Source organism: Amedibacillus sp. YH-ame10, from assembly GCF_053848885.1.
The window spans coordinates 39,023-64,459 of the sequence record NZ_JBSPFA010000013.1 but is presented as its reverse complement, the minus strand read 5'-3'; the positions used below and the strand labels follow the sequence as shown (position 1 = coordinate 64,459).

General features: G+C 34.2%; 26 protein-coding genes. 1 reads left to right on the top strand and 25 read right to left on the bottom strand.

The genetic code is table 11. The annotated features are described in order from the left end of the window. Positions 1 to 249: 249 nt before the first annotated feature. The 8 genes from ACWG42_RS07165 to gnd are packed head-to-tail and all read right to left on the bottom strand — an operon-like array spanning position 250 to position 6,113. Positions 250 to 831 carry a hypothetical protein gene (locus tag ACWG42_RS07165; RefSeq protein ID WP_455791181.1) on the bottom strand — a complete coding sequence of 194 codons (582 nt, stop codon included), beginning with the start codon at positions 829 to 831 and terminating at the stop codon, positions 250 to 252. Between the two features lie 15 nt (positions 832 to 846). Further along, entirely contained in the window at positions 847 to 1,551 is a 705-nt protein-coding gene (locus ACWG42_RS07160) for an HAD family hydrolase (RefSeq protein ID WP_455791180.1), read from the bottom strand. Beyond that, entirely contained in the window at positions 1,552 to 2,529 is a 978-nt protein-coding gene (locus tag ACWG42_RS07155) for a D-isomer specific 2-hydroxyacid dehydrogenase family protein (protein WP_455791179.1), read from the bottom strand. A 12-nt stretch (positions 2,530 to 2,541) separates the two neighbouring features. After that, positions 2,542 to 3,030 (bottom strand): PTS system mannose/fructose/N-acetylgalactosamine-transporter subunit IIB, encoded by a 489-nt coding sequence (locus ACWG42_RS07150; RefSeq protein ID WP_455791178.1) that lies wholly within the window; start codon positions 3,028 to 3,030, stop codon positions 2,542 to 2,544. Positions 3,031 to 3,051: 21 nt separating this feature from the next. Then, positions 3,052 to 3,468: a PTS sugar transporter subunit IIA gene (locus tag ACWG42_RS07145; protein ID WP_455791176.1), complete on the bottom strand. Its 417-nt coding sequence runs from the start codon at positions 3,466 to 3,468 to the stop codon at positions 3,052 to 3,054. 14 nt (positions 3,469 to 3,482) lie between these two features. Next, positions 3,483 to 4,412, bottom strand: coding sequence for a PTS system mannose/fructose/sorbose family transporter subunit IID (locus ACWG42_RS07140; RefSeq protein WP_455791175.1), 930 nt, complete (start codon positions 4,410 to 4,412; stop codon positions 3,483 to 3,485). A 16-nt stretch (positions 4,413 to 4,428) separates the two neighbouring features. Then, positions 4,429 to 5,190 carry a PTS mannose/fructose/sorbose/N-acetylgalactosamine transporter subunit IIC gene (locus ACWG42_RS07135; protein WP_455791174.1) on the bottom strand — a complete coding sequence of 254 codons (762 nt, stop codon included), beginning with the start codon at positions 5,188 to 5,190 and terminating at the stop codon, positions 4,429 to 4,431. Between the two features lie 17 nt (positions 5,191 to 5,207). Continuing rightward, the gene (gnd, locus tag ACWG42_RS07130) at positions 5,208 to 6,113 is read right to left on the bottom strand and encodes a phosphogluconate dehydrogenase (NAD(+)-dependent, decarboxylating) (RefSeq protein WP_455791173.1); all 906 of its coding nucleotides are present in this window, start codon (positions 6,111 to 6,113) and stop codon (positions 5,208 to 5,210) included. Positions 6,114 to 6,367: 254 nt separating this feature from the next. Between gnd and ACWG42_RS07125 the strand changes: the two genes are divergently transcribed. After that, complete coding sequence (locus ACWG42_RS07125) at positions 6,368 to 7,222, top strand: MurR/RpiR family transcriptional regulator (RefSeq protein WP_455791172.1); 855 nt, start codon at positions 6,368 to 6,370, stop codon at positions 7,220 to 7,222. A 39-nt stretch (positions 7,223 to 7,261) separates the two neighbouring features. On the opposite strand, the gene ACWG42_RS07120 is transcribed toward ACWG42_RS07125, so the two are convergent. The 17 genes from ACWG42_RS07120 to ACWG42_RS07040 all read right to left on the bottom strand — a co-directional run bounded on the left by ACWG42_RS07120 (position 7,262) and on the right by ACWG42_RS07040 (position 25,435). Next, a complete protein-coding gene (locus ACWG42_RS07120) occupies positions 7,262 to 7,822 on the bottom strand; it encodes a beta-glucosidase (protein WP_455791171.1) in 561 nt (186 codons plus the stop codon). 188 nt (positions 7,823 to 8,010) lie between these two features. Continuing rightward, the gene (locus ACWG42_RS07115) at positions 8,011 to 8,631 is read right to left on the bottom strand and encodes a cytidylate kinase-like family protein (protein WP_455791170.1); all 621 of its coding nucleotides are present in this window, start codon (positions 8,629 to 8,631) and stop codon (positions 8,011 to 8,013) included. An 81-nt stretch (positions 8,632 to 8,712) separates the two neighbouring features. Beyond that, positions 8,713 to 10,572 carry a tRNA uridine-5-carboxymethylaminomethyl(34) synthesis enzyme MnmG gene (gene mnmG, locus ACWG42_RS07110; RefSeq protein ID WP_455791169.1) on the bottom strand — a complete coding sequence of 620 codons (1,860 nt, stop codon included), beginning with the start codon at positions 10,570 to 10,572 and terminating at the stop codon, positions 8,713 to 8,715. Positions 10,573 to 10,609: 37 nt separating this feature from the next. Continuing rightward, entirely contained in the window at positions 10,610 to 11,356 is a 747-nt protein-coding gene (locus ACWG42_RS07105) for an inositol monophosphatase family protein (RefSeq protein ID WP_455791168.1), read from the bottom strand. 75 nt (positions 11,357 to 11,431) lie between these two features. Further along, positions 11,432 to 12,757: a J domain-containing protein gene (locus ACWG42_RS07100; protein WP_455791167.1), complete on the bottom strand. Its 1,326-nt coding sequence runs from the start codon at positions 12,755 to 12,757 to the stop codon at positions 11,432 to 11,434. After that, complete coding sequence (locus ACWG42_RS07095; RefSeq protein WP_455791165.1) at positions 12,754 to 14,481, bottom strand: Hsp70 family protein; 1,728 nt, start codon at positions 14,479 to 14,481, stop codon at positions 12,754 to 12,756. Before ACWG42_RS07095 ends, ACWG42_RS07100 begins: the two co-directional genes overlap by 4 nt. Positions 14,482 to 14,500: 19 nt before the next feature. Beyond that, positions 14,501 to 15,481 (bottom strand): hypothetical protein, encoded by a 981-nt coding sequence (locus ACWG42_RS07090; RefSeq protein ID WP_455791164.1) that lies wholly within the window; start codon positions 15,479 to 15,481, stop codon positions 14,501 to 14,503. A gap of 184 nt (positions 15,482 to 15,665) precedes the next feature. Then, positions 15,666 to 16,520 (bottom strand): peptide chain release factor N(5)-glutamine methyltransferase, encoded by an 855-nt coding sequence (gene prmC, locus ACWG42_RS07085; protein ID WP_455791163.1) that lies wholly within the window; start codon positions 16,518 to 16,520, stop codon positions 15,666 to 15,668. Continuing rightward, positions 16,520 to 17,593, bottom strand: a complete 1,074-nt coding sequence (prfA, locus tag ACWG42_RS07080; RefSeq protein ID WP_455791162.1) for a peptide chain release factor 1 — start codon at positions 17,591 to 17,593, stop codon at positions 16,520 to 16,522. The genes prmC and prfA overlap by 1 nt, the downstream gene beginning before the upstream one ends. A 122-nt stretch (positions 17,594 to 17,715) precedes the next feature. Then, a complete protein-coding gene (locus ACWG42_RS07075) occupies positions 17,716 to 18,528 on the bottom strand; it encodes a hypothetical protein (RefSeq protein ID WP_455791161.1) in 813 nt (270 codons plus the stop codon). A 4-nt stretch (positions 18,529 to 18,532) separates the two neighbouring features. Beyond that, positions 18,533 to 19,084 carry a helix-turn-helix domain-containing protein gene (locus ACWG42_RS07070; RefSeq protein WP_455791160.1) on the bottom strand — a complete coding sequence of 184 codons (552 nt, stop codon included), beginning with the start codon at positions 19,082 to 19,084 and terminating at the stop codon, positions 18,533 to 18,535. A gap of 110 nt (positions 19,085 to 19,194) precedes the next feature. Further along, positions 19,195 to 20,124 (bottom strand): hypothetical protein, encoded by a 930-nt coding sequence (locus ACWG42_RS07065; protein ID WP_455791158.1) that lies wholly within the window; start codon positions 20,122 to 20,124, stop codon positions 19,195 to 19,197. A gap of 122 nt (positions 20,125 to 20,246) precedes the next feature. Next, a complete protein-coding gene (locus ACWG42_RS07060; protein WP_455791156.1) occupies positions 20,247 to 21,254 on the bottom strand; it encodes a LacI family DNA-binding transcriptional regulator in 1,008 nt (335 codons plus the stop codon). A gap of 82 nt (positions 21,255 to 21,336) precedes the next feature. After that, positions 21,337 to 23,292 (bottom strand): alginate lyase family protein, encoded by a 1,956-nt coding sequence (locus ACWG42_RS07055; RefSeq protein WP_455791154.1) that lies wholly within the window; start codon positions 23,290 to 23,292, stop codon positions 21,337 to 21,339. Positions 23,293 to 23,338: 46 nt separating this feature from the next. Next, complete coding sequence (locus ACWG42_RS07050; RefSeq protein WP_455791153.1) at positions 23,339 to 24,157, bottom strand: PTS system mannose/fructose/sorbose family transporter subunit IID; 819 nt, start codon at positions 24,155 to 24,157, stop codon at positions 23,339 to 23,341. Beyond that, complete coding sequence (locus ACWG42_RS07045) at positions 24,144 to 24,929, bottom strand: PTS mannose/fructose/sorbose/N-acetylgalactosamine transporter subunit IIC (RefSeq protein WP_455791151.1); 786 nt, start codon at positions 24,927 to 24,929, stop codon at positions 24,144 to 24,146. The genes ACWG42_RS07050 and ACWG42_RS07045 overlap by 14 nt, the downstream gene beginning before the upstream one ends. A 14-nt stretch (positions 24,930 to 24,943) precedes the next feature. After that, a complete protein-coding gene (locus ACWG42_RS07040; RefSeq protein WP_455791150.1) occupies positions 24,944 to 25,435 on the bottom strand; it encodes a PTS sugar transporter subunit IIB in 492 nt (163 codons plus the stop codon). Positions 25,436 to 25,437 lie beyond the last annotated feature (2 nt).

The window sequence follows — 25,437 nt, the reverse complement described above, 5'->3', positions numbered from 1 at the left end:
TATACTTTGTATGAAATTATATTTTAAACGCATGTGTGATAACCAAGAGTTTATGTCTCTTTTTTATCGCTTTTACATTTATATACACCAATTTCATAAAATGTTGCTCCTTCTAAAAGATTACAAACAATTCATAAAAGTTGCACTATTTATTTTACTTTTAAGTCACGATATCATTTTGTAGAAAACTACTCATACTCTACACATACAAAAAAAGAACCCCTATTGGAGTCCTCATTCTCTATACATCTATAATATTCCCTTACTACTTTTATTCTTTTTCCTTTTTAAGATAGGATCCTCATAATCGATACAAACGATATTTGGATTACCAATAATGGCGAATCTTTTAATTTCCTGATAGATTTCCTGAAAATGCTTTTTATGAAATTGAAAGCCATCTAGCATGATAGAATAAAAGACACGATTTCCATTTTCACGCAGATTTTCTTTCATTCGTTTGCTCATTTCTTCTCGCTCTTCTAGTGTTTTACTTGCTAGAATCCCTATTTGCAAAGAAGAGTTATTAGCTAACATTTCCACCTTCATGATTTCTTCCCAAGTTAGAAAGAGGGGTTCATGTTCTTTTGTATAATCATAAATTCCTTCCTTACAGATTTTGTACATATCTGCAGGGTGTAGAAGTTTACGAACATTGGAGAAAATCACTAAACTTAACAATCCAGCGAGTAATGCCAATAGCATCACTCCCAAAATAGGTAAGCTTTTTACAAGGATGATTACAACAAGACCTGCAACAAATAATGTATATACAAGAATTGCTACTAGTATTTTCCCAATATCCTCACGTACAATATATTCCTCTTTCATAATAATTCGCCTTTCTTATGATGTTAATATTTCTATGACATCTAATAATGAATCTTTTTGATAGGTTGGGTTCACGTTTTCTTTCGGTATTACACGAAGATCCTTTTTTAGAGGGATACCCGCATGACGTACTGGCATATCTGTAATATCATCATGGATCAAACAACAGTGCATGTTCCCTGCAAGTGCTGCCTCAATCCCAACAATAGAATCTTCTAAAACTAATGTATCTTGTGCACTTACTCCTGCTTTTTTACAACAGTTTAAAAATATCTCTGGCGATGGTTTTCCTTGATGGACTTCATCCCCCGCAAGTATATAATCAAACTGTCCTGTTAATTCTTCAACTTCTAAATAGCGTTCAACGATTTCTCGCTTACTACTGGAAGCTACTGCACAAGGAATATGTTGTGTATGAAGATACTCCAACAATTCCACAAGACCTTCTTTTTTATAAACACGTTTTTGTTCTTCTAGAATATTTGCCTTTTCTTTTACCATCGAAGCACGCCATGATGTTACATCGTACTGTGTACCATATAATTCTTTCATGCTTTCTATGATATCATGATTGGTTCTTCCAGTCAGTAAATAATACACATTATGTGTCATCTCATAATCATAATGTTGTGCTGAACGTAGATAGGCTTCATAAGCTAATCTTCCTGTTTCAAACATCAAACCATCCATGTCAAAGATAACGAATTTGTAACCACTCATCTATCGACTCACCAAACATTCCAATGGTTCACCCTTCACCGCATGCTCTACATCACTCACACATTTTTCTCCCATACCTTCTAAACACTCAATGGTATAGGCAGATGTGTGAGGTGTCACGATGACATTCTCATAAGCGAAATAAGGATGTGTATTAGAAGCTGGTTCCTCATGCATTACATCCACCGCAAGACCTGCTAATATTCCTTTATCTAGCGCTCTACAGACAGCTTCCTCATCAAGCAAATCTCCTCGCGCAGTATTCGTTATATAAACACCTTTTTTCATTTTATCAAAACACTCATCCGACAAAATATGGAAAGAAGTTTCGTTCAAAGCTGCATTCAATGAAAGAATATCCGCGTTACGTACTAGTGTATCTAGGTCGCAAACTTCCATATCGAATTTCTTTACCCACTCTTTATCTACATTGGGATCACAAACTAGAACACGTGTGTTGAAACCAAATTTTAGAATTTCCGCAACACGACTTCCAATGTTTCCACAACCAATTACACCTACTGTTTTTCCAGTGATATTGTGTCCCACAAATTGAGCACGATCCACCCAGCGATCTTCACTTGCTGCTTTTGATGATCTTGTAACCTGGCGCATAATTGCCATAAGATTTGCGACCGCATTTTCCGCAACTGCATCTCTTTCCACCAATGGCGAAACAATAGTAACGTGTGTATTTGCCTTTTTAGCTGCTTGAATATCAACATTGTTATAACCGATACCATGACGACTAATAATCAATACATCTTTTTTATGTTCGAAGAATTCCGCATCGAAGAAAGGAGTAACACTACTAATGATAATGTTATAATCCTTTAATGCCTCTGCTAATTCTTTTCCATGCATGGTACCTGATACATTGATTCTATTCACACTGCCAATCGTTTCTAAACGTTTCATCTGGGAAGGGAAACGAGTGGCAAAGCTACTAGAATTGACGATTGCAATTTTGTATTCCATAAGGAAGCCCTCTTATAACTTCTTCAGTGCTTCATTAAGAGATACTTTCGCAGTATCTGGCACTATTTGGAAATATACTTCCACACCATTTGCTTGAATTTCTTTGCACAATTCTCCATCCGCTTGTGTCAAACCTACAGTGGATATTACAAAGGTTGCATCCGCTTTCTTTGCTATACCACCAATGTTTAATGTATCGGTATGTATACCAGCATCAATTACTTTTTTCGCATCTTTAATGTGCTTAAACAATAAGATTACTTTATCATTTCCAAATTCATTTTTATTCCATTCTTCAATTACTTCATCCAAACTGAATACTTTAATTTTTAAACTTGCGGATGAATTGGTAGAAATATAAATATCCTTCATAAAGTCATCAGCTGCAGTTACATCATCAATAACGTAAATTGCATTTGTGCCCATACCTTTGGACCACTTTGTCATTACCTGTCCATGAATTAAACGGTCGTCTACTCTCATTAAATTAATTTTTCCCATGATGATTGCCTCCTATTTAGCTTATCTGTTTTTCAAGAAATTTCGATCAATAATGCGGATTCCCTCTTCCGCTGTTTTCTTAACATTCCCTAATAGCACTTCTAAATCCTCTTCTGTTTTGTACCATTGTAACATTTCAATTAACATCGGTAGGTTAACACCCGTAAAAATACGGATGTCACCTTTCGACATACAAGATAATGCTACATTAGAAGGACTACCTCCTAATAAATCACATAAGACAATGGTTTCTAAACCCTTTTGCGCATTATCTTCAATTACTTCAAATGCTTGTGCTCTTAAATCATCTACAGAATCACCTGGACGCAAAGCCAATGCATGTACATCATCCTGAGGACCCATGATCATTTCCGCACTTTTTACAATTTCAATTCCAAACTCGCCATGTGTAATCACGAGTAACCCACGATTTGCCATATTGTTCTTTCTCCTTACAGTATACCAATTGCTGCTAACACTATCAACGCAACTGTTAAATAAATCATACCTCTTGTAATTTTTAATCCCTTACGATCAAAGTAGAAATAAAGCGCAAGTACAGCAACAAGTGGAATCAAACCAGGAAGGATTGTATTTAAAATATCTTGAATAACAAATTCTTTGGCGTTGATTGTAAACTTTAATGCACTTGATAATTTAACGTACTGTGCAGCCATAATTCCCATCATGAAGAGTCCTAGTACACCCAATCCATTGATAATGGATTTAATCTTATTTCCTGTCATGATTTCTTTCGCAGCACTACGTCCCATTGAATACCCCATTTTTGTAAAGAAGTATCCATATACGAAGGTTGCGGTTGCAAAGCAGATAAATGGAAGTAAAGCACCTAATCCATTACCATCTTGCGCCCAAGGTAAGAAGATTGCGATAAAGATATATTGAATAGTTCCTGAGTCAATTGCATCTCCAATTCCAGCCAAAGGACCCATAAGACCAACTTTGGTATTTGTAATTAAAGTTTTATCTACTGCTTCATCAACGTTTCCTTCATGCAATGCTTTTGCACGTGATTCTTCTAATGAAATAGCGATACCAGTTAATGTACCTCCACCCCATACTGCCTGTGTGTTAAAGAACATTAAATGTCTTTGATATGCTTCTGCACGCATAATCTTATCTTTATATAGTTTCTTTAATGATGGCATCATACCAAACAAGAAAGAAGGAGCTAACATTCTATCGAATGTATGTGGAACTTCATTTGCCCACCACCAACGAAACCAAGATTTTAATAAATCTTTATTGGTAATCGGATCAGGTTTATTTTCCTCTTTTGTCATAACAGACACGTCCGCTATGATGGTACCATCTTCATCCATGTATTGTTTTACATCTTCACTAATATTTACATTACTCATTGATTTATCCTCCCTTCTATTCTGTTTCTTTTGATGTAAACAGAATATACATCGCTGCTAAGATACATCCAAAGATTGCATATGTAACAGTATTGATTTTAAGTGTCGCAAATGATACGCTCATGAAGTATGCTAAGAAGAAGAAAATCAATAGGCTCTTCTTACCAATAACATGCATGATAACCGCGATACCAAGAGCAGCTAATCCTCCACCAACAACTTCTAGGATATGAATAAGTGGTCCACTTGAAATTGTATTAATTGCAGATGAGATTACTGGAGCTCCAAAATATAATGCGATAAATACCAATGGAATAAATAGGGAGAAAGAAATGATAGCAGGTATTCCCATGATTGAGAATGTTAATCCTTTGTCATTTGCTTCTGCAGCATATTTGTCCATGAACTTTGTAAAGAATGTATTTAAGAAGAAACGGAATTGATACAAGTAACTTCCTAATAAACCAACTGGTACAGCAACTGCAACTGCTTCTTGAGGTGTTAAATTTCCAAGAAGTGCAACTGGTACTGCAATAGCAGCAGCAATACAAGGTTCACTTGGAAGTGTCCCTCCAGGAGCAACGGCTCCCATGTAAATCAACTGTATAGCAGCTGTGACAACCATTGCATCTGGAATATTTCCCATAATAAGTCCACACATAAATCCTGTCATCAATGGTGAGAAACGAAGTGTTAAGGTAGCATACCCTAGAATTCTTGATTCAATCAAGGCTACCCAAATAGCAATTAATAATGCTTGAATAACTGTAAGTTCCATAATCATTTATCCCTTTCTTATTTTTTTTCGGATGCAACAAATGCATGTCCGCCAAATCCATTTCGAAGTGCAGCAACTACTTTTCCTGAGAAGCTGTCTTCTTCTTTTGAACGATTACGCATCATAAGTGATAATGCAATCACTGGTGCTGGCACTTCCATTTCTAGTGCAGTTTCAACCGTCCATTTTGCCTCACCCGATGCATCTACAATTCCCCGATAGTTTTCAAGATGTGGCTGATCACCAAATTTTTCTTCCATGATTTCCATCAACCAACCTCTTATAACTGAACCATGATTCCAATTTTCTGCGACCGCTTGTAAATCATACCCAAACTCGCTTTCTTCCATAATCTGAAAACCTTCACCAATGGCTTGCATCATTCCATACTCAACTCCGTTATGAACCATCTTCATAAAATGACCCGCTCCACTTTTACCAGCGTATGTGCATCCCTTTTCTACAGATATCGAAGTGAATATGTCGGCCATATAATCATAGGCCTCTTTTGGTCCTCCAATCATTAGACAAGCACCATTACGTGCACCGGATGTTCCTCCTGATGTCCCTACATCTAAGTATTGGATTCCTTTTTCTGAAACGAGGGCAGCTCTTCTCATAGAATCTTTGTAATTTGAATTACCAGCTTCAATCAGAATATCTCCCTTTGACATTCTATCCATCAGATACAAAATCGTATCTTCCGTTGGCTTTCCACTTGGCAACATCATCCAAACTATTTTCTTTCCATGCATCCTACCCAATTGCTCATCTATGGATGAAGCAGTTTCAATCCCTAATTCTTGTAATTGAGTTCGAGCAGTTTCATTTAAATCGAAACCAATTACTGTTTGTCCATGGTCTTTTAAGTTCTGTGCTAAATTCGAGCCCATCTTCCCTAGACCTATCAAAGCTATTTCCATAATGTAAGCGCCTCCAATCATTACACTCACATTATATCAAAAATTATTTTTTTGTAAATAGATTTTAATAAAAAAATATTTTTTTAATTGCAAATTGCTTGACAACTCCATAATAAGCCTTTACTTATCGTGTTTTCGCATTTACTTTTTATGGAATATATGATATTCTAAACATATAGAAACCGAATTATTAACGGAATTTAAGACATAATAAAAAAATATTTTTTTATTATTAAGAAAAGGGGGCTTACTATATGCAACAATCAATTCGCCTAAAAATTAAGACAATTTACCGTGATCTAAGTAAGAAAGAGAAAATCATTGCGGACTATCTTTTAGACAATCCTAAGAAGGTATCAAGAAGTACCATCAATGAAATAGCCAATGAATTAGGCATGGCTGATTCTACGCTCTTTCAATTTACTCGTAAACTTGGATATAATGGATACCGTGATTTTCGAAATGATTTACTTACAGAAGAATATGATGCAGAAATATCAGTTCATGAGAACATCACAAAAGAAGACAATGCTCTTTCTATGGCCAGAAAAGTATTTGAATCCAGTATACAAGCACTTAATGATACAGAGAATTTATTAGATTTAAAAGACTTAACAGACGCTGTAGATAAAATTCAAAATTCACGTATGGTAACATTCTTTGGAATCGGTGGATCTAATGTAGTTGCCTTTGATGCTTACCATAAGTTCTTAAGATCTCCTGTACGAACACAGCATGCACAGGATTACCATATGCAACTTATGCAAGCTTCCTTACTAAATGAAGAAGATTGTGCAGTGCTTATATCCCACACTGGGTTAACAAATGAAGCTATTCATCTTGCAGAAATCATTAAGAAGAACAACGCAAAGCTAATTGTCATTACGAGTTATCCTTTATCTGCACTTGCGAAAATGGCAGACATTGTATTTATTTCAACATCTGAAGAAACAGGATATCGATCAGAATCTTTATCCAGTCGTATATCACAACTAGCAATTATAGATGCACTCTTTGTTATTTTAATGTTTCACGATGAAAACAGAACGAGTGAATCCTTACACCGTGTACGTGGTGTTATTTATCCAACTAAAAACGAAAACTCATAAAACAAAGGAGATATTATCATCGATAACATCTCCTTTTCATTATTGTATAACAATTGAATGTAAGCTCTGTTGGTAGCCTTTTTGTATAAACTTCTTCAATGCTTCCATTACAGAATATAGAATATTTTCCAATACACCCAAATCCATACTTTGCATAATCAACTGCAATAAATAGTCTTCTTTTCCAGTGTCATAGTCATTATCAAACATCAACAATAACATCGCTACAATTGAATTCCCTTTTAAATACGCTCTATCTTCTTCGTTGATAGTTAATAATTCTTGCATAATTTCTGTATTCTGATAAATCGTCATAAACTCACAGAAATTTTCATCCAACGCAATTTTTCCTTTTTTATAGTATAAGCATTCTCCTTCTTGCCATAGATGAAACCTTGTTGTAAAATCTTTTACTCGCTCACTTAAGGGCAATCTCCAGTCTTCAAAAGGATCCAACTCTCCATTATTATTCAAATCTTTAAATGCATATCCATCCCGTTCTATAATCTTAATACCTAAATTAGGATCATAGCTTAATGTTTTACCACCTTCATTTTCAATACATTCTCTTTGATTTTTGTGAGTCAATTTCCATTGCATGTAGAAACCTCCTTGTGTACCTCTACTCGTAGTATAGCATCTTTCCAAGCTATAATATGTCAAATAATCTTGTGAAATTATGGTATTTGGACAATCCTTTAAAATCTTCATTTTTTCCTTCTGTATTTCGACAGATTTTCGTCACAATTCATTTAAAAAGACAGGTCATTTGACCTGCCTCATGAATATTATATTGTTTTCTTCTTTGCTAAATCGATAATAATTGCCGCAGTACCTTCTTGTCCAAACGTGCTAGAATTGATACAGATATCATAGTTCTCTGCTTGTCCCCATCTGCGATCGGTGTAGTATTCATAATAATTTGCACGACGTTTATCAATCTTATTGATAGAACCTTCAATATCACGCGTATCTACATCATAAGAATGTATTGCTTTTTCTTTACGATCTTTCATATTCGCATGCACATAAACGTTCAATACATCATCACGATCTCTAAGGATGTAATCCGCACTACGTCCTACAATCACACATGGTCCTTGATCTGCGACCTGTTTTACAACTTGTGATTGAACCATAAACAATCGATCGTTTAATGATAGTTCTGTGATTGTTGATAATGGTCCACCTAGTGAATATCCAAGTGCTCCAAGCAAATGAAATCCTTTGCTTGTTCTAGAATCATTTTCTTCAAATAGCTCCTTATCGATGCCACTTTCTCTAGCCGCAATCTCAATCAATTCTTTGTCATAAAATGGAATGTTAAGTTGTTTCGCAATCATTTGTCCAATTTCACGACCGCCGCTTCCAAATTCTCTACTGATGGTAATAATGGTCTTGTTTTCCATAGAAATGACCTCCTTGTCTTTGTTACTTTTATTATACTCCACGAAACGGGTTTCATCAATGTTTCCCATTAAAAAGAAGAGTTAGGATTCCCTTCTCTTCTGTTCTAAATATACAGCCAAGACTGCAATATCTGCTGGATTCACCCCAGATATACGGGATGCTTGTCCCATCGTCATAGGCATAATCTTTGTAAGCTTTTGTCTTGCCTCTAAAGATAAGTTTACTACTTCGTTATAATTCATATCTTCTGGAAGCCTTACATTGTCCATTTGATGTAAATGTTGTGCATCTCGTTTCGCTTTATTAATATAGCCTTCATACTTGATTTCAATTTCTATTTGTTTTGCCAAATGCTCATCGATATCTCTATCCAAATAAGGTCGTAAAACATCAATTGTTATACTTGGACGTTTTAATAATTCCTGTGCACTGATACCTTCTTTTAGTTCTTCATAGCCAAGTGTTTTTAAATGTCCATTGATTTGCGACTTTGGAGTAAAACGAATAGAAGATAAATAAGCAATCGTTTCTTCTATATCTTGGCCTTTTTTCTTAAATCCATTATATCGTTCATCACTAATAAGACCAATTTCATGTCCATATTCCATCAATCTTTGATCTGCGTTATCGTGACGTAACAACAAACGATATTCTGCACGTGATGTTAATAAACGATAAGGTTCCAATGTTCCTTTCGTCACAAGATCATCAATTAATACTCCGATATATGCTTCATCTCTATGTAATACCAATGGTTCTTTTCCATCTAACTTCAAACAAGCATTGATACCTGCCATCAATCCCTGCCCTGCGGCTTCTTCATAACCACTTGTTCCATTGATTTGTCCTGCAGTAAATAAATTCTCTACTATTTTATTTTCTAAACTTGCTTTGCACTGAAGTGGATCTACTGCATCGTATTCAATCGCATAAGCATATTTTTCAATGATACAATTTTCTAACCCTGGCAAAGAATGTAACATATCTTCTTGTACATCATGGGGCATAGATGTAGAGAACCCTTGCACATAGGTTGTATTCAAGGATTCACTCTCTGGCTCAAGGAAAATTTGATGACGTTCTTTATCCGCAAAGCGTACCAATTTATCTTCGATACTTGGACAATAACGAGGTCCAACTCCCTTTACAAGTCCAGAATACATAGCAGACTTATCTAAACTGCCATGGATGATTTGATGTGTTAATGGAGAAGTGTAAGTTAAATAACACAAGACCTGTTTTTCAAATGGTCGAATTTCTTTTGTCTCAGTAGAAAATGAAATAAAGTCTTCACTTCCTGGTTGGGGTTGCGTCTTACTAAAATCAATAGAGGATGTTAATACTCTTGCGGGTGTTCCCGTTTTTAAACGGAATGTTGAAATCCCTAAATCACGTAAACTTTGTGAAAGCTCATTTGTAGTAGGTTCATCTTCAGGTCCAATGGATGTAGAAGTATGTCCTACCAAAACACTACTGCTCATATAAGTACCAGATGTCAAAATGATGGTTTTACATTTCATCACATTTCCATCTGCTTGTAAAACTCCTGTAACCTTACCATCTTCCGCAAGGATCTTTTGTATACACATTTCGCGCACTTCTAAATTCTCTTGATGCAGAACTTTATCTTGCATATATTTCTTATAGGCTATTTTATCAGATTGTACACGAAGGCATTGTACTCCTGGTCCTTTTGTAGTATTCAACATTTTAAACTGTAGAGCAGTCGCATCTGCAGCCTTTCCCATTTCTCCTCCTAAGGCATCAATCTCACGAACAACGATTCCTTTCGCAGGACCACCTACACTTGGGTTACATGGCATAGAGGCAATCATATCGATATGTATAGAATATAATACAGTTTTCTTTTGTAATCTAGCGCAAGCTAATGCTGCTTCTACACCTGCATGTCCACCACCAATTACTATTACATCTATCATAAAAGTTCTCCTCTCTGCCTACAATAGCACTTTAAAATCATATCAATTCACGTATTTCTTCTACAATTGTTTTGTTTCCTGCAATCATACCTAATGGTGCGTTAAATCCCCACTTCCCATTAATGATAAACATTTCTCCACCAGCTTCTTGTAGAATCAAAGATGCTGCCGCATAATCCCATGGTGATAATACTTCTTCATAATAAGCATCCGCTCTACCTGCCGCAACATAGCACAAATCAAGCACCGCACTTCCACCTCTTCTAATATCCCTAGAAGCCATAAATATCTTCTTCATTCGTAAAAATGTCTTATCACTATTTTGTTTATAATAAGGCGATGTCCCACATAAGACCAATGCCTTTGAAAGTGACTGTTTACTCACATGAATACTTGTATCATTCAAATATGCTCCCATACCCTTTTGTGCATAAAACATTTCTTTCAAATATGGATTATAACATACCCCTAAGATTACTTCATGATCCTTTAACAACCCAATAGATACCGCACTATGATGAAAATCATATGCGAAGTTTGTTGTCCCATCAATTGGATCTATAATCCATTGATAACCATCTTGTTCTTGATAAACTTCGTCCTCTTCCGCAATGAAAGTTGCTTCTGGAAGAATCTTTTTACACGCTTCTACTATAAAATCTTGTATTTCAATATCTTTGTTTGTCACAATATTTGCGACATCTGTTTTTTCATTTATATGTTCAAATCCTTGCAACATCATGGCACCCGCCTGAAGTGCAATTTCTTTTACTTTTTCTATCATTATAATGCCTCATTTCTTTTCTTATCTAGGATACCATAAAATAGAAGTAAAAAGAATAGTCAAAGTAAATTCTGACTATTCTTCTGTGGTTATAATTACATCAAAAGCATTAATTTCTGTAATCAAGCGATCTTCGCCAAGTTTAACGCGTCCATTTTTCTTATTTTCAACATTCTGTTCCTCGTTGCAATAGAAAAATATAAATGAATTTGGTTTATAAGATAAATCGTACAATGTACATGTATAGGCACTCTTATATGTTTCTAACATATGGGCTTCCAAGGTTGCTTTATTTTGTTGCATTGCTTCTTTTATTTCTTCTTTTTCCTCTTCTTGCCTGATGATAGTATCTCTTATGATTTCTCGTGCTTGCTCTTGTTTTATTTTTTCTTTATCTTTTTGCATCTTTGAAATATACATGAATACGAAAATAAACAAAAATAAACAAGCCAATAAAATAATACCATTTCTTTTCTCTGCTCTTTGTTTGCGTGCTTTTTCTTTTTCTACGCGTAATTTCTCTGCAGCAATAAACCTTGTAATACTTTTTTCATCTGTATTAGAATAGTTGAAACTCGTTTCAATATAGGAAAAGGCATCATATAAAAAGGATCTCGAAATACTATCAAAACGAGCATAATTTGTTCGTATAAGTGCTGAAATTTTGATATAAAACTGTTCATCACCTATCGCATCAAAGAAGGTTTGATTGAGAATTAGATCTTTCATAACATCCGCTCTACATGAAAACTTTATACGTTCTGCAAAACGTAGATATAAATATTCTTTTAGATTTTGCTCTTCACTGTTCTGTTTAACTTCAATATCTTCTTGCTTGTAAACTTCTTTTACATATTCCTTTTTGGATTTTGTATTCTGATTTACAGGTATATTTGGATTATCATAGAATGTTTGACCTTCTTGTTTAGGTTTTTCTCCATGAATGATTTCAATGTCTAAATCAGATATTGCATGTTCCTTTTTTAGTTTATTATCTTGATTCTGAAACGACCAAGATAAATCAAAATCATCATAGATAGATTCATCTTCTTGTTTAGGTTGTTCTTCATGTATGATTTCAATATCTAAATCAGGAAAAATGTCTTGTTGTGGTAACTCCGTGTCAAAATCACTCCTTGTATCTTGTTCAACAAAAGGAGTCTTCAAATAGATAGTATCTTTTTTATGAAATCCTTCTGCTAAATCACTAGAAAGACTTTCAGGTTTTTTGTAATCTCGTTCAAGAGAATTCATAATGCTTTGATATGCATTTTGTATTTCTATAAATTCTTCCGGGTACTCTTCCGGATGATATTTCGCCAGCATTTTCGCATAAGCTTTTTTTATTGCTCGTTTATTCTCAGTAGGTGCAATCCCTAATAATTCCCATGCATCCTTCATGAAAGGTATCCTCCTGGTTCTTCATCTTCACCCTCCACATTGAAGAATTCATTATGATTCATCTCTTCTTTTAGATTATCAATTATTTCTTGCATTCTCTTCATAAGAACCGCTCTTTTTCGTAGATTATTTTGGTATTGGTTCATCAATCCTGTAAATTCAAGGAATCTCTCCCTTACCCATTCTTGGGTTTGTACAGAACTTTCCTCCATAATTCGAGCTACTTGTTCATTGATATATTCCAATTCTGGCTCAAGCGTCAATTTCAGAGAAGCATTTTTGATACTATTGATGCTTTCCGTTGAGACATACGTATCACCTACTCCAAATGTATACACTTGTCCTGTAGAATGTAAACGAACTTCTGCACATAGTATGGAGTTTATATCATAAATGAAGGTGATATCAAATTCTTCTATCTTTCCATTATTAGGTAACTTAATTGTATGATCTGCCAATAACTTATTTTGATCCGCATAAATACCCTCTCCCTGATAAATGGAAACTCTGACCTCTTTTTGTGATTTATCAATGGTGTGAAAAGGTTTTGTTTTAACGGCAGGAAGGACACTGTTTTTCGAAATGATAACAGAAGATAAATCACGAGCCGAATTATCACTATTATAAACGGCATTGCTTAAAGAGAAAGGACATATATCGGTAAGCACTAAGTTTTTAATACTTGTACTTCTCTGTTTAATCCCTACATAAATACCTAAACCTCTCGCGACCATATAATCTTTATCTACATTCTCATACACATCAACTTTCATCAATTTAATCAAAAAGTTAGAAACTATTGGCATATGGCAAGACCCACCTACCATAACAATCTTATCTATTTCATCTTTATCAAATCCGCTTGAATTTACTGCTTCCGCAATAACTGCTTTCATTTTATTAAACAACTGCGTTCCTAATGTTTCTAGTTTTGTATTCGTTAGTATATACGTATAATGTTTCTCATTCAAATACATTTCAATGGTAGTCTCGTTTTGGTTTTGCAATGCGATTTTTGCATTCTCACAATTAAACAATAAACTTTCTTGATATTTCTTTTCTAATTGTTCAAAAGAAAGGTTATGTTCCCTACAAAAATCCAAGGCAACTACTTTATCAAAATCACTTCCGCCAAGTTTATTGTTTCCAGCAATAGAACAAATGCTTACAACATTATCAAAACAATCCACAACACTTACATCTAGTGTTCCTCCACCAAAGTCAAATACGACAAATGCTTCATCTTCTTTGTTTCCATAATGACAAGCAATGGAAGCAGCACTTGGTTCATTGATCAAACGTTCTACTTTTACTCCTAAGATATCTCCAACTCTTTTCGTTGCGCTTCTTTGTTCGTTATCAAAATATGCTGGAACGCTAATAACAACTTCACTGACTTCTTCTTGAAGAAATGTTTTTGCATCTGAAATCAATTGCTTCACAACGAATGCGGATAATTCCTCTGGTAAATATTCCTGATTCTTAAGTCTTACTTTTTCTTTTGTCCCCATATTTCTTTTAAATAAGGATGTGGTATCTTCTGGATGTGTAATTAAGCGTTGTTTCGCTGATTTACCTACGATGATTTGTCCATCATTATCCACACTTACCACACTAGGTGTTAAATAATCACCATATACATTGGGTATCATTACTACTTCATCTTGTTGAAACGCTACTGCCAAAGAATTTGTAGTTCCTAAATCTATTCCTATAATTGCCATATATTGTTATTCCCTTCCATCACACTCTATATAACTGTGATACTTTATCTTGTTCTTGTATCAGTAACATCTTGCTTAATTGAACTCTACTTAAATTTACCTTTTCATTATGTCGATTGATGGTTATAAAAAAGTCAGTATTTGATTCATTGAATATTGAGGAATAATTCTGAGTAAGGAGAGAATAAACATGTTTGACACTCACATGAACACTTTGTGGGTATTCTTGAAGTGTTTGTTTACTCATTTCTTGCCTAGATGTATAAATACAAAGATAGCCTTGATCATCAATTTCATACTTCACATAAATATCATTAAACAAAAGCATGCAGTGTTCATTATATTCTGATTTTTCTACCAAACGAATCGGCATCAATAAGTCTCCAGAATTCAATTCATCTACAAACAAACGATTACGTAGTGATGGTTCCATTTGAAATATCTTTTTCATAGAATCATTCGCAAATTTCTCGCTCTTCTGTAATTTGATTTTAAATCTTAACAAAGTTTCTATGGTTGCCAAATCTTTCATCCCATAAGATATTTCATATGTCAAAGGACAATTTCCACCTTGATTACCGTATGAATACTCTACTGTTAAGGAATCATGAACAGTATTCTTATGAAAGGCACGAACATAACTCATATCAATATAATTACCCGTATACGATTTTATTTCCATATGAAAATCTGGAAACACCGTAATCTGATCTGGTTGATTGTATAATTTCATTAAATTCCAAAAAGGCTTCATCTCTTTATAAGATGTATATAAACCTAAGGAAAGACAAGCAATCCCTAGAATAGCAGATGACACAAAGATAATTATGATTACATTTCCTTTTGTAATCGGTACAAAGGAATATAAAATCATACCTGCTATCATACTAGCAACAGCAAATCCTAATGCCAAACACTGACGTTTGAATTTCTTTTCAAAAGGTATTTTATGTTGCATTCTTTTCTCATAAAAAGCTTCATCTAATCCAATAAATTGCATAATTTATCCCCTATCTAATAACTTAGAAATAACCAAAGAATCAAATCTCCCTTTCTTTGAATTTCCATTTTATCTATCTAGTTAATTATAATATATATTCGTCTATGTGTTTACTTTTTTTTCAAATTCATAGATTTCCCCATATTTTTATTGAATAACAAAAAAAAATTAGAGTGTTTCCACTCTATAAATTTACATACACAAATAACATTCTATTCTTTCCACTCAAATCTTTGATTACTTCAATTTTTGCCTCTGGAAAGTATTCGCTAGCTAGTGCACTTAAACGCTCTTTTTGATCATATCCCATTTCAAATGCCATGAAGGCTTTTTCTTTCAAAACTTTGTGTGCATTTTCAAATATCATACGATAAAATTTAAGTCCATCTTCTCCACCAAACAAAGCCACATGAGGTTCATAATTAACGACACTATCTTCCATCGTTTCTCCGCTAGGAATATAGGGTGGATTACTAATAAGAATATCAACTTTAATATCACGATCAATTAGCGGAGCTAACATATCTCCTACCATCGTCGTAATAATTGCATCATTTTGTTGTGCATTCATTTTCGCAACCGTTGTAGCTTTTTCACTGATATCCGTCGCAATCATATGAATGTTTGGTTCTTCTTTCTTTACAGAAATCGCAATGGCTCCACTTCCTGTCCCTACATCAACTGCAATTACATTCGTAGCGTCTGAAAAATGTTCATCATAAGACGCCAATATATTCGCAACTAATTCTTCTGTTTCTGGACGTGGAATCAACACATCTTCATTCACAGTGAAACGATATCCATAAAACCATTCAAAGCCTAAGACATGCCCTAGTGGTTCACCCTTCACAAGACGTTGGATACCATCTTCAAAAGTCTTTATATCCTCTTCACGCATTTCTTCATCATATTCCATATAAAGATTGTGTGCTTCTTTATTCGTTAGTTCTAATAAATATAGAAATGCAGCCTGTTCACCGCGATCTGCCTCTTCCATTTGCGCTTGTGCTTTTTTTAATACTTCACGATACGTACTCATTATTGTTGTCCTGCAATTTTAGCTTGTTGATCTGCACTAATTAAAGCATCCAACATATCTTGCATTCTACCTTCCATAATACGATCTAACTGATTGACGTTATACCCTATGCGATGATCTGTCACACGATTTTGAGGGTAGTTATACGTACGAATTTTCTCAGAACGATCTCCCGTTCCAATTTTACTACGGCGCTCTGCCCCTTGTTCTTCTTCTAATTTACGTTGTTGTTCCTCATAAATACGGGAACGAATTGTCATCAATGCTGTCGCACGGTTTTCATGTTGTGATCTACCATCTTGACATTTTACTTGAATCCCTGTTGGTTTATGTACGATTCGTACTGCAGAATCGGTTTTGTTGACATGCTGTCCACCAGCTCCACTTGCACGCATAGTCTCAATTTCTAAATCGTTCATATCAATATCAAAATCTTCAGCTTCGATTTCTGGAGATACTAAAACAGTCGCAGTGGATGTATGAATACGTCCTTGACTTTCTGTCTTAGGTACACGTTGTACACGGTGTGAACCTGATTCAAACTTAAACTTCCCATATACATCATTTCCTTTCACCATAAAAGAAATTAGAGAAAAACCTCCAGCCTCACAGACTTCACTGTCAATCATCTCAACCTTCCATCCCTGGCTCTCTGCATATCTACTATACATACGGAACAAATCACCTGCGAAGATGTTTCCTTCATCTCCACCAGCTGCCCCACGTATTTCCATAATCGCATTATGAGAATCATTAGGATCTTTTGGAATCAAAAGAATCTCTAATTTTTCCAAATATTCTTCAATCTTTGGCTCTAATTCTTCGATTTCCATTTTTGCCATTTCTTTGATTTCTTTATCATCTTCACTTAATAAGATTTTCGCTTCTTCCAAAGCCTCTGCACTACTCTTATATTCCTGATAAGTTTCCACAACTTGTGTTAAATCGGCTTGTTCTCTTCCAAGTTTCGCCAACTGTTTACTATCGGATACAATTTCTGGTGACATCATCATTTCATTAATTTCATGATAACGATTCACCATACCTTCTAATCTTTCTATCATAACGCTCATACAAATACCTCCAGTTACGCTCGTTTTACTATTTATATTATGCACACAAAAATGGCATAAATATCCTCATATACTATACCATTGAATGCTTGAATTGAAAAGAAAAAAGAAGCACAAGGCTTCTAATTAGTGAACAAATAAGAATATTTGTCCATTTGATACAAAACAATATTTTTCACTCTCTCTTTTATAGCTACATCATAGATTTTATCTTTGTCAATAATTTCAATCACATCCTTCTTAGTGAAGGAAAATGATACTTGATACCCATACATTTTTTCTATTGCGTCTTGTTGATCATCAAATTTGCTCGTGAACGTCTTTGCCTTTACCTCTTTCATAAGATCAAATATAGAGTCTCCTAAAGGATAATCTAAAGTCGTATCAGACAGCAATGTGGCACCATTATCAAATATTGGACATAAATGGAAGATTCCCATTTCATCTAATAGAACTGCTATATTATGAGTGTGTCGATCCTCATTTAAGAATACTGTATCAATTGTTATAAGTTTGTTTAAATAGACTCCAAAATTTTTTAAACCCGTAATTCTCTTTGTTTGTTCAACTATAAATTTAATTCGCTCTTCGCTGCTTTGTATACGATATATACTCTTATATAAACTTTGTCCAAAATAATTTTCAAATAATCTTTCTAGAGTGATAATTTGCCACCCCTCTGGCAAAAAGTTTAAACTCTTACATCCTAAAAATAATTGTTTTTTATATCTAATTTCTTCTGTTGCATAAGATACATACTCATTATCTTCTAAAGAAGAATATTTTAAAAGTTCTGAAACGACATATTCACTAAATCCTTCATAACCAGTATAATCTGCCTTATACCATAAATCACGATTACGCCATTTGGATTGATTTCCTTTAGAAGACTGTCTATCAAGTGTTCTAATATCTTGTTCAAAAAGCTCTACCATATATTTACATCCTTTCTATCTTAATCCAAAAATCATCTTCTGCCATTCTACCCTCTGTCTTCTCAATTATTAAATATGGATCATAAAATGGCAAATCTAAATCTTTTAATATCGCTTTCATATGATTCCTTTCAGACGGAAAACACCGTGATTTTAAAAACTCAAGATAATCCTCATAATTTGGATTATGATTATTACCAAACGCTGAATAAATAAAGCTTGGATTATAATTCACTACTTTAACTTTATGATTTTGTTCATCGATATCAATGATTGTACAAATATCCTCATGATGCATAAAAAACAAACGAAGTGGATATTCCATATCGGGTATACGAACCTTTTCTATTATTTGAGGATATAATTGTAATGTTTTTATCATGACAACTATAACTCCCTTTATCGGTTCCTTCTTGGTTTCCCATTTTTCAACAGTTCTTACATCCACATTTAAAAGAGACGCAAATTCCTTCTGTGTCATATGAAGTTGCATTCTAATTCTTTTTATCTCTGTCCCTTTTAAATGCTCAGGAAAAATATAATTTTTTTTCTTCATTTATATCACCAATCACATTATACCGTAAATTATACGGTAAAACAACGATATTTTGCCGTAAATTTTACGGTTTAATCCTGTTAAAGTAACCTCTGATGATATGTAAAAAATTATTCATTTACTTTTTCAGCCTTTTCAAATTCCGTAGGTTTCCGAAATTTATATACATCATAGACATATATAATATAAGCAAATATAACAACCAAAGGAAAAGCTTTTAACAATAAGAAAACTCTATTATCATGGAGAAGAATGCAACCAAAAACAAGAAACACATAAGCACACACATACATCCATGTCATACCCGTAAGAATCATATGAAGGGAATCTTTTACTGGATGTTCTTCTTCAAACGTTACCTTTCTTGCCTTTCTTAGGTATTTATCACTCTGACATTCTTTCATACAAAAGAACTCTGTATCTAATGTTTCCTTTTCTAAAATATCTAGAACTCTTTCACGTAATTCCTCTTGTGTAAGCTTTTGATATTTTCTCAACATATTCTTATATAGTGGCATAAATTTACTATAATCAGGAAGCCTACGATAATATACACAAACATCCTTCAAGTCTTTTACACTCATTAAATCGCTTAAAAAGGATACGTATATTTGTTCCTTTACTATATGTATTTTATAATACAACATTGGTACATAGTGTTTCTTTATAGATTCATATTGCATTAGAAACAATACATCTTCCATCATAGCTTGTGTATGATGCGGTTTCTTTTTCAAATAAGATAAACAAACATATTGATAGATACATTTCATCCAAAGTACCTTCCACATACATATACGTGTCAATAAAGAAGGTTTTAATGTTGCCATTTTCTTTTTATACTCTTTCGAGTTCCAGTGAACTCTCAATTCTGGTAACCATAAAATCAATAATATTGTGAAACATAGCACCCCAAGAAACATCAACAAAACTATCATATCTAAAAAATCCCCACGTAAATCTAACCACGATAACACACCCCCATAAACAGCAAGTACAATTGCTATGGATAACATAACTTTCTTCATTGGTTTCTTCATATATTCCTCTTATTCTAAAAGCATATTTTATCACTGATCAAATATGCTTTTTCTTAACTATATGTATTCATTATATCATTTTTTATCTACCTATAGAAAAACCTACAACACATGTAGGTTCCTTATTTTAGATTGGTGGATTCATACCAATTGAAGTTACATCTTAAAATCTGGTTCGGTGCTTCTTCATGTTTATCTTCGATTGCATCAATTAAAATTTTAGCGGCTTGATACCCTTCTTCATAAGCAGGTTGTACAATGGAAGAAACACTAGGATATGCTAGATTACTCCACTCTGTATTATCAAAACCTATCAACCCTAATGTATGAGGCATTAAATTACGATAGTCATGCAAAGCTACATATACCCTTGGCAATAAAAAGCAGTTTGCAACAAAAATCAACGTATTAGATCCAAACTTCAAATTTGAATTTAGAAGTGCAGTCATTTCTTTACTTTCAATATCATCTTCCACAATCAATTCTTTGCATGTTTTCCCATGTAATTGTAAAGCGTCTTTAAACCCTTTGATACGTTCCATTCGTGTACTTAAAACAGTAGGATCTGCACTGATCAACAAAAAATCATTATAGCCTTTTTTTATGAGGTTATCACAAGCTTCAAGGATAGCTTCATAACTATTTGTTTTGACCCATTTTTCTTTATTCATAGAAACTTGTGAATCGATAAAGACAACTTGCTTTTCTTGTTCCTTAAGCTCTGGAAGTAAATCACCAAATTGAGTCGACGGTTGTATAATGAATCCATCTACACCCATTGCCAACATACGATTTACATAGTCTTTTTCATTTTGATAATGATACCCACTATTTCCAACGATCAATTGATAACGATGTTCTCTTGAATAATCTTCAATACCCTTCACGATTTGATTAGCGAAGTTATTTGTTATATCCCCAATCATCACACCAATTAGCTTTGTTCCTTTTGAATTCAAAGAACGTGCCGCAATACTTGGACGATAATTAGTTTCTCTTATAGCTTCTTCAATGCGATTTTTTGTCTCTTCTGACATCTTATCAGTTTTACCATTCAAGTAAAAAGAAACTGTTGTCTTCGATGTATTCGCACGCATTGCGATTTCTTTGATTGTAACTTTACTGTTCATTTACCACCACTCCAATCAATATCTTTATTTTAACACAAATCGAATTTATTTAGCAAACAGGTTTACTATTCCTTTTTATAATCTACATTTTTATTCTTATAAGCTTCTTAATGCCATCTACTTCATGAAGAACAATTGCTTTTGCATGAAAAGGAACATCATGAATATAACAAATTTTCTTACCTTTATATATTTCTTTATGAAAAATAGCGATCGTATAGCTTTCTTTATTAGATAATATAAAGGTTCTTGCACTACATACATCCTCACTAAATGCTACATTGTCTTGGTATACAATAGCCTTTTTCACTTGGATTCCACATTTTACAAAGCTATGTATTTGCTGAGTGGAATCCTCAAACTCTCGTTTTGAAATGAGAACTTGATGCTCGCAAACCTCATTGTAACGTAATGAACAAACATCCTTTCTACGATTTGTTTCTCCATCTATGTACATATCCATATCCACATTCACACTTTGATAACCAAATATTGTTTTTGTAATTTCACAGGATGGATCTAAATGAAAAAACTGTTTCAAGGTATGTATTCCATCTTGTTTTATTTCATCCACAATCATCCAAATAGATGGATCAATCGTTATAACTTTACGTGTCCATACTTGTAGAGGATCATGCCCAAGCATAGTACCTTCAAAATAGTGTATGTTATCTAGATGTTTCACATATGGCTTTAATGGTATTCCAAAGTCTTGATAACTCCAACTATCACTTGGTAAACAGTTTGTTTTTTCATCCACTAAAATGCCATTGTGTCCATGTACTCCTTTAAGATAAACACGAAGCTTCTCATCTTCTCTATAAGTATAGCGTCCAGCGTCTATGAGCACTGCTTTTCCTTTGTGGTAAAACGACACATGTAAATTATCACTATGTCCATGACCACTACCTAAAGAACCATGCGTAATCATAGTATAACTGCTCGTATCTTCCCAACCATCACGAAAAGTAAAGATGCCACTATCTTCTCCATCATAAACCGTATTCCTTGGAACTTGCTCACAAAGTCTTTGATATTCTATTACAGCATTTGTACCTAGCATTACATACACATCACTCGATATACTTTTACATGTCCGATATTTCCATCGATTATCCTTTAGGATCGTCCCAGCAAGTGTACATAGTTCGCTTATATCCACACGATCACTATCTCCAAACGTGTCAATTTTCATCTCTGGAGTAGCTAACACATACAATGCGTCCATCATGCGAGTTGCCACGTTTACTATACCTTCACTCACCTGTACATGGTAAAATCTTTGATATTGTATATAACGTAAGATATATATAAGTACTTCCACATGGTACATGGTGCTTTGTTCCCAATGCATACCATCCGGATACACTTGGATTTCAATCTGTGCTTGTAGTTCTTTTGATGCCCATTGATAGATAGGATGTTGTAATGGATTTTCTTCCCAAAGTGGAAGTACATTCAAGATTGCGCATGTTTGTATTGAACCCCAATTACTTAATGTATATTTGGCTACATAGGAAGCTTTCATATAGTCCACATGTTGTTGAAGACTCTTTATTATGACGATTAGTTCTTGATCATCCAGTAGATTTTTATGATATAAAAATATCATAGTCTCCATAATATTATGCATACGAATACCGGAATCTAGGGTACGCGTAGAAGGTTCGATTTTCATATATGGATGTGCCAAAATCCATGCAAGTATCCATGATTGGGCTTTCTGCATATACTTCAAATCTTCACTTACATAACTTGCGACTATTAAATCTTTTACATAGTCCATACGATTTTTCATAAAGCACCATTCTTCATCGTTATGGTAGGTCGTATTCCAATCTTTAGCATCAAAAGGATACACCGTTGTACAACGTTCCATATCCCAATCTTTATCAAAATAGATTTGATCATTATAAAGTACATTTGCGTATTCTAGCACATCTAGCTTTTGTTGTGCACTAAGCGTGGATGCTATTTGACTAATATCTCTTTCTTGATATAAGCGTACTAGATTCTTTTTTATATAATCTAAGTTCATATGATCACCTTACCTTTAAGAAAAGGAGCATTTCTGCTCCTATGTGTTACTGTAAAATTCCAAAATAGCTTAATGCTACTCCAAGAATAACGGTAATTACTACTAAATAGTAAGTCGTCATCCCTTTTTTCTTAATTAAGTAATACATTAACATAGTGTATAGAACAGGAAGTAATGCTGGAGCAACCTTATCTAACATTGCTTGAATATCAACTGTAGATTGTTTTACACCTTCCGCAACTTCACCAGCCGCAAAGGTAATCCCTACGTTCATCTTTACAAACGCCGCAGCTAATCCTGCAATAACGGTTACACCAATCATACCTGCTGCCTCAGAAATAACACCCATTTTTTCACTAAGCTTATCAATCATACTAGTTCCTAGTTTTCTTCCATAAGCACCCATAACTAATTTGATAGTAACTAGGGTAACGTTTTCTGCTAATAGGAATAATAATGGAGCTAGGAAGATACCATCCATTGCCATGGATGCGAATATTGTTGAGAACAATGGTGCGATACAGAATTGAGATAGTGAATCTCCGATTCCTGCAAGTGGTCCCATAAGTGCCATTTTTATTCCACGAATCTCTGAATATTTCATTCCATTTTCTAACATCGCTAAATGAATTGATGTGATAAATGGTAAGAAGTTTGGATTCGTATTATAGAATTCACAGTTGTTTTGTAGTTCTACTGCTAGTCCTTCTTTGTCATCCCCATATAGTCTTTTCAAAGCAGGATACATAACCAATCCATATCCTAATCCTTGATAGTTGCTATAGTTAAAGCCATTTTGTAAGAAGTAAGCACGTAATGTTGTTTTTGTATAATCTTTTTTCGCTAATTTATTAAATCCAGTCATCGTGTGATCCCTCCTGTGCTGTTGCAGGCTGCATAGGAGCCTGGTTTGCTGCATTGTAATGTTTTAATGCGAATACAGTTCCTACAAGTGCAATACCAATTACTGGCATTCCTAGGAAAGCTGCTAAGATATATCCTAATAACGCAAATGGCATCAATTCTTTCTTAAGCATAACACTCATAATCATCGCAAAACCAATTGCTGGTAACATACCACCTGCTACCGTTAAACCTTTTAATAACCATTCTGGAATGATATCTACTAAATTTCTTAATGTATCCATACTATATGCACCAAGGAATCCTAATAAGAAACCTACAATCGCGAATAATAAAATGGTCATATTGGCGTGTACACGGAATTTCCCAAACTTCTGTTGTTTTAATGCATTGGCTGCACTCTCTGGTGCCCCTGCGCGAATTGTATAAATTGCTGTTTGTAAGAATTGAATCGCAACCGCAAATGGTATAGATAAAGAAAGTGCACTTTCTGGTGTAACTCCCTTCACAGTGATGGCCATTAAGGTACCAATGATACCTGGACCAATTGGATTTGGTGGAACAGTACCTCCTGCACCAACTCCAAATCCCATAAATGCTAACTCAGCGATTGCTCCACATTTTAATGCGGTTGGCATATCGTTTAGTATAAGACCTACCCCAAAACTTAATACGATTGCTCTATTTGTAAAAATCCCCCATAACATACCCGAATAACAAAATGCTGTCCATAAGCCTATTAATACCGCTTGAATAAGTGTAATTTCAACCATGATTTCTCACCTTTCTATATAAAATTCTTTATATCAACTAATACACTACCATCTCCACCACCTGGGGTAGTCTGTGTATCGAATACTACGTGATAAGTATTTACCATTTCACGTAATGCGCTCTTATCTTCTTCTCCAAGAAAAATGGAACGTGTTACTTTTTCTTTTCCTTCTGCATTATGAATATTTCCTAAATTAATTGCTTTGATAGGTACACCACCAGCAACCAAACGTAAAGCATCTTTACAATCTTTAATAATAATGAATATTGTTTGTGCTGGATTCGCTTTTTCAATGACATCGATTGTCTTTTGAATGGTGAAAAAGCGCATCGCAATTTCCTTAGGAATCACTGTTCTCATCAATGTTTGTGACATGCTATCTTCACTTGCTTCATCATTTGCTACAATAACTGTATTCACTCCCAATGATTTAATCCATAATTGACCTTGTCCATGAACTAAACGTTCATCTATTCTTGTCATAACAATATTTGGCTGACTCATAT